Annotated in this window: 13 protein-coding genes and 2 pseudogenes; 5 read left to right on the top strand and 10 right to left on the bottom strand. The window is 41.1% G+C overall.

Annotated elements, in window-relative coordinates; genetic code table 11:
• The 6 genes from KHN78_RS04610 to ccoN all read right to left on the bottom strand — a co-directional run.
• On the bottom strand, positions 1-173 hold a 173-nt coding region (locus tag KHN78_RS04610; protein WP_211920047.1), incomplete at its 3' end, for a heavy metal translocating P-type ATPase metal-binding domain-containing protein.
• 4 nt (positions 174-177) lie between these two features.
• Positions 178-654: a FixH family protein gene (locus KHN78_RS04615; protein ID WP_211920013.1), complete on the bottom strand. Its 477-nt coding sequence runs from the start codon at positions 652-654 to the stop codon at positions 178-180.
• 91 nt (positions 655-745) lie between these two features.
• Positions 746-1,720: a cytochrome-c oxidase, cbb3-type subunit III gene (ccoP, locus tag KHN78_RS04620; protein WP_211920014.1), complete on the bottom strand. Its 975-nt coding sequence runs from the start codon at positions 1,718-1,720 to the stop codon at positions 746-748.
• Positions 1,720-1,893: a cbb3-type cytochrome oxidase subunit 3 gene (locus KHN78_RS04625; RefSeq protein ID WP_005396487.1), complete on the bottom strand. Its 174-nt coding sequence runs from the start codon at positions 1,891-1,893 to the stop codon at positions 1,720-1,722. Before KHN78_RS04625 ends, ccoP begins: the two co-directional genes overlap by 1 nt.
• 9 nt (positions 1,894-1,902) lie before the next feature.
• On the bottom strand, positions 1,903-2,523 hold the full coding sequence (ccoO, locus tag KHN78_RS04630) for a cytochrome-c oxidase, cbb3-type subunit II (RefSeq protein ID WP_211920015.1): 621 nt from the start codon (positions 2,521-2,523) through the stop codon (positions 1,903-1,905).
• A gap of 12 nt (positions 2,524-2,535) precedes the next feature.
• A complete protein-coding gene (ccoN, locus tag KHN78_RS04635; protein ID WP_211920016.1) occupies positions 2,536-3,963 on the bottom strand; it encodes a cytochrome-c oxidase, cbb3-type subunit I in 1,428 nt (475 codons plus the stop codon).
• Positions 3,964-4,219: 256 nt separating this feature from the next.
• On the opposite strand from ccoN, the gene KHN78_RS04640 reads away from it, so the two are divergent.
• From KHN78_RS04640 to KHN78_RS04650, 3 genes and pseudogenes are all read left to right on the top strand, one after another.
• The gene (locus KHN78_RS04640; protein ID WP_211920017.1) at positions 4,220-4,576 is read left to right on the top strand and encodes a hypothetical protein; all 357 of its coding nucleotides are present in this window, start codon (positions 4,220-4,222) and stop codon (positions 4,574-4,576) included.
• A 113-nt stretch (positions 4,577-4,689) separates the two neighbouring features.
• Positions 4,690-5,876, top strand: a pseudogene (locus KHN78_RS04645) (FIST signal transduction protein).
• Positions 5,866-7,598: pseudogene (locus KHN78_RS04650) on the top strand (ATP-binding protein). The pseudogenes KHN78_RS04645 and KHN78_RS04650 overlap by 11 nt, the downstream one beginning before the upstream one ends.
• A gap of 725 nt (positions 7,599-8,323) precedes the next feature.
• Here KHN78_RS04650 and KHN78_RS04655 read toward each other — a convergent pair.
• The 4 genes from KHN78_RS04655 to matP all read right to left on the bottom strand — a co-directional run bounded on the left by KHN78_RS04655 (position 8,324) and on the right by matP (position 10,868).
• Positions 8,324-9,538, bottom strand: a complete 1,215-nt coding sequence (locus KHN78_RS04655) for a hypothetical protein (protein WP_211920018.1) — start codon at positions 9,536-9,538, stop codon at positions 8,324-8,326.
• A gap of 110 nt (positions 9,539-9,648) precedes the next feature.
• Positions 9,649-9,972: a hypothetical protein gene (locus KHN78_RS04660; protein ID WP_223917771.1), complete on the bottom strand. Its 324-nt coding sequence runs from the start codon at positions 9,970-9,972 to the stop codon at positions 9,649-9,651.
• Positions 9,973-10,096: 124 nt separating this feature from the next.
• A complete protein-coding gene (locus KHN78_RS04665) occupies positions 10,097-10,408 on the bottom strand; it encodes a DUF3634 family protein (RefSeq protein ID WP_211920019.1) in 312 nt (103 codons plus the stop codon).
• Positions 10,409-10,418: 10 nt separating this feature from the next.
• Positions 10,419-10,868, bottom strand: coding sequence for a macrodomain Ter protein MatP (gene matP / locus KHN78_RS04670; protein WP_128810870.1), 450 nt, complete (start codon positions 10,866-10,868; stop codon positions 10,419-10,421).
• A 197-nt stretch (positions 10,869-11,065) separates the two neighbouring features.
• On the opposite strand from matP, the gene KHN78_RS04675 reads away from it, so the two are divergent.
• Both KHN78_RS04675 and fabA read left to right on the top strand, forming a co-directional pair.
• Positions 11,066-12,706: a Lon protease family protein gene (locus tag KHN78_RS04675; RefSeq protein ID WP_211920020.1), complete on the top strand. Its 1,641-nt coding sequence runs from the start codon at positions 11,066-11,068 to the stop codon at positions 12,704-12,706.
• A gap of 70 nt (positions 12,707-12,776) precedes the next feature.
• Positions 12,777-13,295 (top strand): bifunctional 3-hydroxydecanoyl-ACP dehydratase/trans-2-decenoyl-ACP isomerase, encoded by a 519-nt coding sequence (gene fabA / locus KHN78_RS04680; RefSeq protein ID WP_211920021.1) that lies wholly within the window; start codon positions 12,777-12,779, stop codon positions 13,293-13,295.
• The last annotated feature ends 59 nt before the right edge of the window (positions 13,296-13,354 follow it).

A 13,354-nucleotide genomic window follows, 5' to 3' on the forward strand; every position in this document is an offset into this window, starting at 1 on the left:
TCTGCTGGTGCCGTTCGGTATTGGTAGTAGGAGACAAGGCCACTCTCAACGATAGTTTGCGCGACCGTTTCACAACCTGGACAACACATATCGCGAACTTCGCCCAATATTTCGACTTTGAAATCCGTGTTGGCTGGTACATCTTCACCGCAGTGATAACAGGATTTGCACATAGATTTACTTCATTAATGTTGTTGGTAATGCTGGAAACTCGACTCGTCCTTGGATCATCCACTCATTATTGTGAGGTTGTAGCTCTACGAACCAAGGTCCTTGTATCGATTGTTCCTGTGTAAAACGATAATTGCCTTTTGCATCCGCCGTTAACAACTTAGTGAAATCACGGTCAGGCAAGGTGCGATGAGTAAACGTTGCGGTTAACGCTGGGTAGTGGGGCAAGCTGCCTTTCGCAAAGGCGATAATAATATTGTTGTCATCAGAGGAGACGCTTGCATTAAGATCAAGATCTCGAGCGACATTCATTTTACTGATGTCGATGTTAATCCCTTTTCCTTTTTTATAGTAATCCTCGGCGACCAAAGATACTGAGTTATTGGCGAATACGACCACTGTAACGATCGTCCATACAATCACGGTAAGAGGCAGGATGATCAGAAACCACGGCCAAAATTGTTTATACCAAGGCTTTACCATAAAAAAGTTCTCAACAGCTAAATGAAAAAAATTGTAAGGCTTTAAATTTAAAGGAAAGACAGCCCCTGTAAAAGGGGCTGTTATTGAAATGTTACTTATTATCAGTGTTGCTTAGACTCCATACATAAGCGGAAACAAGTTGAACTTTGTCTTCACCTAAAATGTCTTTCCAAGCCGGCATCACACCAGAACGGCCATTCATTACCGTTTCTGTTACGTCTGCACGAGAATCACCAAATAGCCAATCTTGATCGGTAAGGTCAGGTGCACCAACCGCAGGGTTACCTTTACCATCTGTACCGTGACAAGCTGCACACACGACGAATCGGGCTTTACCAGCAGCCGCTTCTCGTGCGTTCACTTTACGTCCAGATAAGCTAAGCGTGTAACTCACTACTTCTTCTACGCCTTGCTCACCAAGAGCATCTTTCCAGCCTGGCATTTGACCAATGCGACCATCCATTATCGTTGTCACGATTGCCTCTGGCTCTCCGCCGTATAGCCACGCATCATCGGTTAGATTCGGGAAACCTTTTTGTCCGCGGGCATCAGAACCATGACATTGAGAACAGTTTTGCAAGAATAAGCGTTGACCCACTTTAATTGCTTCAGGGTCTTGAGCAATTTCAGGAATAGGGCGTAGACCATTCTCATTATGAGCAAGTGCACGGAATGCTTCACCGAAGTAAGCATCTGCATCATCAAGCTCTTTCGCATATTGGTTTAACTGCTTATTCTCTTGGGCTCTAGCGATGGCTTCTTTAGACTCTTCCAATGAACGGACTGTTTGATCCGAACTTTGCCAATTTAGGACACCTTTGAAGTTTCCTAAACCAGGGAAAAGTGTCAGATATACTGCTGCAAATACAAATGTACTAACAAACAGATAAGTCCACCACTTTGGCAGAGGGTTGTTAAGCTCGCGAATACCATCGTACTCGTGGCCCATGTCTTCCCCTTCCTCGACGCCCATTTTGTCTTTAGCGCACCAAGTAAGGAGAATCGCACAGCCGACTAGCGTACCGACAGTAATCACGATAATCCAGAGACTCCAGAATGTAGTCATTACTTCTTCACTCCTTGGTTATTTGGGGTCGTTTGTTCTTCGTCAGCAAACACCAAGTTGGCATCTTCTTCAAAGCGAGCCTTACGCTTTTTGCTAAATGCCCACCAAACGATGCCAATAAAACTAGCGAAGAGCACCACGGTATAAATACTATGAATTGTACCGAAATCCATGTGACCCCCTTATTTCATTGCATGACCAAGAGACTGAAGGTAAGCGATGATTGCGTCCATCTCTGTTTTACCTTCTACTTCTTGAGCCGCATTCGCGATTTGTTCATCTGTGTACGGAACACCAAACTGATTACGGAAGATTTCTAGCTTCTTCTGCGTTAGTTTGCCGTCAAGTACATTTTCTTCTAGCCAAGGGAAACCTGGCATATTTGATTCTGGTACGAGTTCTCGTGGATCGATTAGATGAACACGGTGCCATTCATCAGAGTAACGACCACCTACGCGCGCCAAATCTGGACCAGTACGCTTAGAACCCCATAGAAATGGGTGTTCCCAAACACTTTCACCAGCAACCGAGTAGTGGCCGTAGCGCTCTGTTTCTGAGCGGAATGGACGGATCATCTGACTGTGACAAACGTTACAACCTTCACGTATGTAAACGTCACGACCTTCCATTTCCAGAGCGGTGTAAGCGCGTAGGTTTTCTACGGGCTCCGTGGTTTGCTTTTGGAAAATCAGAGGCGTGATTTCAACAAGCGCACCCCAACTGATTGCAAAGACGATGAAAATAGCCAGCAAACCGACATTACGTTCTAGGATTTCATGGCGATTATTCGAATTATTACTCATTCTTTAATCTCCTTATGCCGGTTGAGGGATAGCTTTTAAGCTTTCTTTAGGCGCAGTTACCGTTTTGTACGTGTTGTATGCCATTAGAAACATACCGAATAGGAAAATGAATCCACCTAGGAAACGTACAAAATAGAACGGGTAAGATGCTTCTACAGACTCGACAAAGCTGTAAGTCAACGTACCATCAGAGTTAACTGCGCGCCACATTAGGCCTTGCATCACACCTGAAATCCACATTGCAACGATGTACAAAACCGTACCGATCGTTGCTAACCAGAAATGCACATTGATCAAACTAACTGAGTACATGCGCTCTTGGCCAAATAGACGAGGAACTAGGTGATACACAGAACCAATAGAAACCATAGCAACCCAACCTAACGCACCAGAGTGAACGTGACCAATGGTCCAGTCCGTATAGTGTGAAAGGGCATTTACCGTCTTGATTGACATCATTGGCCCTTCAAACGTAGACATACCGTAGAAAGACAACGAAACAATTAGGAAACGTAGAATAGGGTCGTAGCGAAGCTTATGCCATGCACCAGACAGAGTCATAATACCGTTGATCATACCACCCCAGGACGGAGCGAATAGAACCAAAGACATCACCATGCCTAGAGACTGAGTCCAGTCAGGTAACGCGGTATAGTGTAGGTGGTGAGGACCAGCCCAAATGTACAGAGAAACCAGTGCCCAGAAGTGAACGATAGATAAACGGTAAGAATAAACAGGGCGTTCAGCTTGTTTAGGGACAAAGTAATACATCATACCTAGGAAACCAGCGGTCAGTAGGAAACCTACCGCATTGTGTCCATACCACCATTGAACCATAGCATCCACTGCACCGGCATAAATCGAGTATGATTTACCGAGAGAGACAGGAATTGCCATACTGTTCACGATATGAAGTATTGCTACTGTAATGATAAAGGCACCGAAGAACCAGTTAGCCACATAAATGTGAGAAGTATTACGCTTAATGAGTGTTCCGAAGAACACCACCGCGTAAGATACCCATACAATCGCAATAGCGATATCAATAGGCCATTCCAACTCAGCATATTCCTTACCAGAGGTAATACCTAAAGGTAAGGTGATTGCTGCAGCAAGGATGATTGCTTGCCAGCCCCAAAAGGTGAAGGCAACGAGTGGGCCACCAAAAAGACGTGTTTGACAGGTACGCTGAACAACATAATAAGATGTTGCGAACAGAGCACTGGTACCAAACGCAAAAATTACCGCATTAGTATGCAGTGGACGTAAACGACTGTACGTCAACCACGGCGTATCAAAGTTTAGCTGTGGCCAAACTAATTGAGCGGCAATCAAAACACCAACAGCCATACCAACTATGCCCCATAAAATGGTCACAAGGGTAAATTGGCGAACGACTGTATAGTTGTAGTTTTGTTCAAGCTGCTTTACTTGGCTCATTTGCATGCTTCCAATTTCTAATTAACTACACTTTACTTCCAACACGACTTGCGTCGTAACACCACCCAAGTAAACTCTAGAACTGAAGTGTTATCATCACTTTATTTCCATTGCTGACTTTAATAAAAAGTGGCATTTTCAGTGCGTCACTATACTTGAATTAACAATTCAATGACAGAGTAGTAACCTTACTGGACCTCAGGAAATCATTTTTTATTTAAAAAGTTTGAAGTTTGTAACAAGGATATTAGGAATTATGGCCGCACAAAAGTTAACAAAGGCAAGACTTGCACAAATCTTAATCATGCTCAGTCTGTTAGTTATTGCATTTTTCTGGCGCACCTTTACTTACGAGACTAATAGCACGGTTGATTGTTCACAAAAACAGCGATGTGATGTAACAATTGGGACAGAGAAAGTCGTAATAACTAAGCGAACTGATGGTTTTTCGCTTGAACTTAAGGAAAATAGCAGTATAAAAATTGATCTAAATCAAGGTGGCAATTTTCTTGAAGTTGACGATAAATATCTAAATGTTGAATTGAATCGTATTTCTGAAGATAAGGTGATTAGATTCAAATTAAACCAAAATAATGTCGAAGTGTATTTATAAATTAGATCTGGCACGTAATAATGGGTTCTTCTTTGTACAACTAATGCAATTTAATGTAGCACTAATTAATTGCACTGGTATAAAAGAAGCGTGGCAATCAATATTAAAATCGTATGCACTGTCAAACATTATTCACTCATATCGCTGACGAATATTTAGCGATTGAGAAATTTCGAACAGAACTTACTCAAACGAACTTATGTCATCTCATTTGTTATTACACAGACGGGTACGATTTTCGGGCGATCCAAAAGGCACTGTTAGAGCAATTTCCTGGCATTTCATTTCATGGAGCAAGCTCCTGTCAAGCTGTCATGACCAATCACGGATACCACACAGGGCCAGTTATTGCTGTATTCGCGATCTATGATTCTGGTCAACATTCATATGGGACCGGTATTTCTAGGTATAGTAACAATATCGAGGTTAGCGTAAATGAAGCTCTGGACATGGCCTTGTTACATGCAAAACGCCCAGGAGAGGTGCCGAATCTCATTTTATTGCACGCGACACCGGGAAATGAAGAACAAATCATAGAGTGTATCGACGATCGGTTTCGTACTTTGGTACCGATTATAGGTGGTTCTGCCGCAGACGATAACATTGAGGGGCGTTGGTCAATAATTTCAACGCAAGGTAGTGAACAACACGGCATTAGCTTAACTCTATTTTATTCATCTCAACCAGTCGATGTTGCTTTTAGTGCAGGACACTCACCAACAAGCATCACCGGCATCGCAACGAAAACAAAAGGTCGATGCTTACTCGAAATTGATCATCAACCTGCTTTAGATGTCTATAGAGACTGGACAAATCATCAAGACACTCAGATTGATAAAGAGTTCTTCTTATTTACAAATACTAGCGCATATCCTCTTGGCCGCTCTGCAGGCAGTCTTTTTGAAAGGCCATATTACAAACTGTCTCATCCGATAAGAGAAACACCTGATGGTGGGATCGAACTGTTTTCCACGATTAAAGAAGGGGAAACCTTAACGCTAATGAAAGGTTGTCGAAAGCAACTGATCGCTCGAGCTGCGAGGGTGGTCAATAACGCATTTAATCAAAAATTAGAAAAGTCACAAAAAATTGGTGTAGTGAATATCTTTTGTGCCGGACCTATGCTGCACTTAAAGCAAGATATCAACGCAGTTTGTGAGCAAATTAACCAGGAACTAGACCACTTACCATTATCTGTCCTTTTACTTTTGGTGAACAAGGTAGATTTATAGGTGGCGAAAATGGACATGGAAACTTGATGATCTCATCAGCAATTTTCCACAAACCTTATGACAGATAATTATTTAGAGATATATCAACAGGAAGCGCTTCAAGAAGCCTTAGCAGAACTCAAACAAGCTAGGCATCGTGAAAAACTGCTAGCAGACGAGAACAATGCGATTTTGTCGGCAATCTCCGCAATGAGTGAGGCTAAAAACCGGAACGAGATCTTTTCTGGTTTGAATAACGTGTTAAAGAAATACATCGATTTCGATGATTTTATTGTGATTACCCGTGAATCTAGTGCACAAGCATTCAAAACGCTTATCTCTACGAATCATGTCTTTGAAAAGATGAATTGGTCACAGGGTAACGTCACCGATAGGGCACTCAATGGTGAATGCATTTTGTTATTCGAACCATTACATTTGAGTGAATTCAATCACTTGAACAGTTTTATCCAAAGTCATGTCAATTCGGTCATATTAACTGGCATTCGCTCTGAAGTTACCCAAAATATCATCCTTTTGATTGGCGCCCAAAAGGGCCAGTTCAGTATAGAAAATAAAGAAACGCTGCGACGTTTTCGACCTTTAATTGAACGGGCAGTTATTGATATCGAAACTAAAGAAAAGTTACAACGTATCGTTGATGTCAGAACTGCGCAGTTAGCAAAAGCGAGAGAAGAATCAGAAAAGGCAAACCAAGCAAAGTCTGAGTTCCTTGCCATGATGAGTCATGAAATACGCACGCCACTAAATTCCGTGTTGGGCATGCTTGATGTACTCACACACTCACAATTAAGTATTGAACAACGTGAAGCACTTAATCAAATGGAGTGTTCTGCAGAGCTTCTACTTGCGATCATCAGTGACATTCTTGATTTATCCAAAATAGAGTCGGGAAGATTTCATTTAAATGAACAATGGGTTGATTTGAGTGACGTGGTAACAAATTTAATTTCACAGAAAAAACAAACGGCTATCAACAAGAATATTAATCTGGACTTTACATTAGCGTTAGATAACTCGAAGCAATACTGGATTGATTCCACCAGGCTCTCTCAAATACTTTTAATTTGATTGGTAATGCGATCAAATTTACTGACGTTGGCAGCGTTCAAGTATCCGTAAGTGAAGAAACCCACAATAAATTGACTCTTGTTATTTCGGATTCGGGCATCGGTATCGCTAACGACAAGATAGAACATTTGTTTACGGCGTTCCATCAAGGTGACAATTCGATCACTAGACGTTATGGAGGCACAGGTCTTGGGCTAGCCATTACAAAACATTTAGTTGAGATGATGCGAGGTCGCATTCAAGTTGAGAGTGAAGAAAGCAAAGGTTCGATATTTAAAGTTTCGATACCGATTTTGTCTCGCAAGTTTCCTGTTGGACCGGAGAGCATCTCATCGAATGCGCAAACCAAATCTATGAACCTTCTCATTGTGGAAGATACTGAATCGAATCAACTTGTCATTAAATTATTGCTCAGCAAATTGGGTCACAATGTTTATATCGTCGATCATGGTGAAGAAGCATTAGCATTCTTAGAATCGTCCCAGATAAATGTCGATATGATTTTCATGGATGTCTCAATGCCAGTCATGGATGGCATTACTGCAACGAAAGAACTTCGGAAAAAAGGCATTTCAATTCCAGTTATAGCGCTAACAGCTCATACTTTAGATAGCGATAAGCAAACTTGTTTAAATGCTGGTATGAACGGATTCATATCGAAACCAATTCGCAGACAAGATATCTGCAAAGTAATTCAATCATTTTCAGAAACAGCGTAGCGCCTTAATATAGATCTTAATTATCGATAGATTATTAAGATCTATATTAAGTATTTTATGGTAAATAACGATTATGTTTAATGATGCTAATAAAATCCGTCTGATTTTAAAATCTGAGAGGGATAGGAGCCCAAAGTATTGTAGATTACGAATACAACCACACTCGATTTAACATAACACATATAATGCGCATCTAAATAAGGATAGAGTTTAGCGGTCGTTTACGTAAAATTATAGTGTTGATTTCCATCGAACTTCCAATCTGTTCCATTCATATTGCCCTTGAATGCACTAGTTCAAATACTTTGTTCACCTAACTATTCATGGCTAATTATTACTTCTCTAGCGCTCAATCAGATTACAAAGCTAAGACATGACAATTTCGTTCTAACTTGGGTAATCAGAATCTTCTATGGCTTGAACTTAGCTTAATTAAGTCGACGATTCGTCCAAGTCTCTAAGCTTATCGATAATTAAACGTTATACTTTTTTATTTGTGTTGCTCAATATCATTGTTGATGTGTTGATGTGTTGATGTGTTGATGGCAACCCGTTGCGACTCTTGGCTAACTGTCACTGACTTGATTTTATGTATGGGCTGTCGAATTCTTTAGTCCAGGCAAAAGTACCCGGCAAAATGTCGTATGACAAAAAAAACGGCCACTTTGGCCGCTTCTAACATTACATGGTAAGTTACACCGTAACTGATTTGTGTCTTGATTACCTTACATCATAGATGTCATTTTCCCTGGAGCATGCATTCTGATACTTGTCAGTGCTTCACCGGATATTTGTACGTTAGCAAACCAAAATGGTTTATGTTTTTCAAAAAAAAGTCCACTTCTTGAAAGACCATCGTAGATAGCATAAGCTCTAGCCTGCGCTAGCGCCGCACCGTATTGGCTTCGCTGTAAAATTGGAACTTGGTCAAGATCTTCTAAAATTGCAGCCTTTAAATGTTCAACGCTTTTGGGCCAATCAAACGTGTTGAGCAACTTCCGAGTTACTATCGATTCCATTTCAACAAGCACTTTAGGCAGACATGCCGTATTCATTTTTACATCTGCACAGGCATAGTATTCTTCTCTGCGATTGGCCTTTCTATAGTTCAGCATGACTTCAACCATCGCATCTTCAATTGCTGAGGTGAAATGGTTAATGATGATAACGCTCCCGAGTGTTCTTAAGGTTCCGAGAAGAACACCACTATCTGCGTCCCGAACACTGGCTGATTCTAGTCGCATCTTGGCCACATTTGATGTTAAAACAAGTTGTTGCCAAAGTTTTGGAACAAGAACCTGAATATTTTTGTCATTCCAGCGTAGCATTGGACGCGCCATCAATATGGGAAATAGCCGCCTACAGTTCTCAATGCCAATCTGGCCTATTGCCACTTTTGGGTCAGTATTGGTTTTACCTGAACGTGTATTTCTTTCGCCATATCGAGAGTTTGATATGACATCAAAGATTGTCGCACTGAGCTGATTACTTGCCGTTAGTGCTGATAATTTAGTAAAAGACAATGATGATGAATAAGCAAATGAGGCGAATTGATCGAAAGATGGGATGCCACTACAAAGTCTTTCGACGGGTAAAGAATTAAGCCTTTCAATGAGGACGTTCTCAGCAACCTTTGAAATATCAGAGACCACACGTTGTAACGTTTTTTGCCGATCTGCAATCTGTTGGCGCTTTTCTTTCACGCGTTCCTGTTCGCACAAAAGCAAAATGCGCTGATGACGCGTTATTCTTTCATTTTCATTAAAGATAACATCTTCGCAGTATCGCCCTTGTAAGCTAAGAAGTTTATCAACTTGCGATTGATCAACGACATGGGTCATGCTCGCTAGCCATTTAGCATACCTCTGCTCTACTTCTACGGATACTTTCTTTGCGATGTCTATTGCTTCTTGAGTGTATTTTTTATTTGTGAGCAACAAACTTATTCCTAACGTTGTTCTATTTATCCTGGTTGGATTTTATCATTCAAATGAACAACTCGTAAATTAAATGTGATGTTAATTCCAATATCTGCACTAGTACTGTATTTTCAATCACTGGTCGTTATGTGTAATCGAATGTATTTTTCCGTACGATCGTATCGATATTGTTTCCCTATTCTCAGATTAGATCTGACGGACTTGCAGACTTTGCTGTCTCCATTTCCCGATATCTTTTTTATTATTGCTCGCTGACTCTTGTATTCCATTTCTATCATTACATCGCAGTATCCTTGATAGTGGCTAAACTCTTTATCCACTTTCTTTTGTAACTTACGCTTGATCTTTTTTGCTAAAGGGTTCGATTCTGAATCATCAGAATAAACCCCAAAACTCACACATAATAAAATCAATAAAGTGACAACGTAATTCATTCTATTTCTCGCTTAACATCATAACTTTTAGAAAGATTACTTTTAGTCTTCTCACAAATAAAAACGGGACGCTAATAATGCGTCCCGTTTAAAAATGGTAAGTAACTGATATGTCATTCAAGTTCTAAGCGCTCTTTTTGCCCTTATTTGTTTTAAAACCCTGATGAGGAAATACGTTACGGATTCTTTGCTGCACTTTCTTTGGTACTTCTTTCGAAAAAGTTAAACGCATACCAGTGCGCTGGTTATAAACTTTCATCTCTCCAGCAAATGAATTGTGATCGACGATGTCTTGCAAATTATGCTTAAAAGATGGTGGAATATGACCTTTAATCTTCGATATCTTTCCATGATCAAAAGACACTTTAAGTACAGGCCTATCAACGGCAACTAGCCAAAAGATAACAACAGCAGCAATGAGTATTACATATAGCATCTTGTACTCCTTAACTAGATAACAATTTACTTAAGTCTTCTTTAATCGAAGTCACTTTCTGACTTGCCTTTTCACTTCTCGACGCTTCAGATAGTAAATATTCAATCGCATCAGACAATGTACAGCCCAGTTCATTCGCTCTACCGGATAGTTTTTCCCAAACACGATAATCTAGATCGATAGACTTTTTCTTGGTATGAACTTGTTCGGCATTAAAATGGCGTTTTCGTTTTGCTCGAATCGCCTGCTTGAGCTTATTTTCTAGCTCTTCAGACATATGCTTTTCTATCCAAGCAAGAACAAGTGTCGGTTCATGCTCTAACTTGCGAAGTTCATTTATTGCATGATCGGCTTCACTTGTATCAATATGGCGTGTCACGGCCTCACCATCTTTCCATTTCTTGATGAGATATTTCCATTTCCAACCACATTCCAAATTTTCAAGTTGCTGATATTTCATCCAATAGTTCCTCAAAGCATATCTAGTGACAGCGTAACCCATGATGAGGCGTTCAGCAATCAAAAGTAAACAGAGAGTCGATATTGATCACTGATTTCACGCGGTTATCGCTCTGGCTTATATTCAAGCAATTGGGACTAGGGAGTTAACCGGCATTTCGCTATAATGGCGCCAATATTAAATTATGATGATTATTAATGAACCCACTTAACTGGCAAGATGTCACGCCCTCATTTGAACCTTATGAAACTCTGTTGAATTCTGCTTCTACTATTCAAGCAAAGAGCTTCTCAGATCTTCAACCACGGTTAACCACGACGATTACGCGTTTTACAGAGATCAAAGGACTTACTCGTATCCTACTTGTAAATTGTACTGATAATTCAGTATATCGTGGTTTCATTCACGCTGCGGTGAAAAATTGCACTGATGCTCCTGTGTTAATTACGGAGTCATTGGATGCGAAAGCGCTATTTGATCGTATTCGTGTCGACTTAGATGGGAAAGTAACGTTCGAACCTGGGCTCATTTCTCGTTCACATGTTGGTTATCTAATTGTGCCCGCCAATTTAATTTTAGCAAACCCTGCACTTTGGCCGAGCATCAAATCAGCGGTTCAAGGCGCACCATTTGAACCGTTAAACGTAACACCTACTCGTATTCCTTCATCATCCGTCGAAGCGAAAATGTATGATGTTAAGTTAATTATTACCGGTGATAGAAATCAATTAGCTGAGATTGAATACGTCGATGATGACTTTTCTGCAGGCCTAACCATGTATACAGAGGTTGAAGAAGACATTCATTTGTCAGAGCGCAACCTAGAACAATACATTGGATTGGTCCATTGGATCTGTCATAAGTATCAGCTTCCTCGTTTAGAAGATACGGCATTTAAACGTCTAATGCTCGCTGGCATGCGTTATACCGAAGACCAACATTATCTTCCTATTGGCGTTATGTGGCATAGCCAACTGCTTGGCCTTGCAAGTCAGCACTGCAATACAAATACCATCAGCTTTGAGTCTATCGATCAGGCAATTGACGACAAGTACTATCGTGAATCTTATTTGCCCCAACGCGCTGTTGATGATATTCGCGATGGTCAAGTTGTGATTGAAACGACTGGCGAGCAGATCGGACAGATCAACGGTTTAACCGTGATTGATATGGCTGGACACCCGGTTTCATACGGTGAGCCGGCACGTATCTCTTGTGTTATCCACTTCGGTGATGGTGATATTTCTGACGTTGAACGCAAAGCTGAACTCGGTGGTAACTTGCATGCGAAAGGTATGATGATCATGCAAGCCTTTGTAAGCTCAGCGCTCAACCTTGATGAGCCACTTCCATATTCCGCTTCTGTAGTATTTGAGCAATCTTACAGTGAGGTTGATGGCGACAGTGCCTCTCTCGCAGAGCTTTGTTGCTTAGTGAGTGCCCTATCTGAGACACCTGTTAATCAACAGATTGCGGTCACAGGTGCGGTTGACCAATTTGGCCGAGTCCAAGCGGTTGGTGGCTTAAATGAAAAGATTGAGGGCTTCTACCAAGTTTGTAAGCATCAAGGCTTTACGGGTGAGCAAGGCGTCATTATGCCAAAAACAAACCTAAAGCACCTTGCACTGCACAAAGAAGTCATCGATAGCATCAAAAATGGTGAGTTCCATATTTGGTCAGTATCAACGGTTGATGAAGCAATTCCACTGTTAATGGACAAACCATTCCGTGGTGAAGATGACAGCATCATCAGTAAAATTGCCGAACGCATTGAAAACTTTGAAAGACACGAACATTCTGAAGGAATTGTGGAGCGCATCAAAAACTGGTTTGTCTAGTACTGATCGGAGTTGTTTAGCGTACACGTGTTCACTAAGATGCATTTGTCAAAAATTGGAGTAATTGATAATGCAAAACAAACGTGATTCTTATAACCGTGAAGATCTTATTGCGTCTAGCCAAGGCGAATTGTTTGGTCCGGGTTACCCACAACTACCTGCGCCTAACATGTTGATGATGGATCGCATTAGCAAAATGTCAGAAACTGAAGGTGACTTTGGCAAAGGTTTGATCATAGCGGAATTGGACATTACTCCAGAACTTTGGTTCTTTGATTGCCACTTCCCTGGTGACCCTGTAATGCCAGGTTGTCTTGGCCTAGATGCGATGTGGCAATTGGTTGGCTTTTTCCTTGGATGGGTTGGCGGCAAGGGCAAAGGTCGTGCGCTTGGTGTTGGTGAAGTGAAGTTTACCGGTCAAATCCTACCAACCGCGAAAAAAGTGACTTATGAAATTCATATGAAGCGTGTAGTGAACCGCAAACTGGTTATGGGACTTGCGGATGGTCGCGTTTGTGTAGACGGAAAAGAAATCTACGTAGCTAAAGATTTAAAAGTGGGCTTGTTCCAAGATACTTCTAGTTTCTAACTCCCCTACACCATTCATGCTCTAAAGGCTCCTCAGGAGCCTTTTTTATTTCAAACAAA

This window comes from Vibrio sp. B1REV9 (assembly GCF_905175395.2).
Classification (GTDB): domain Bacteria; phylum Pseudomonadota; class Gammaproteobacteria; order Enterobacterales; family Vibrionaceae; genus Vibrio; species Vibrio alfacsensis.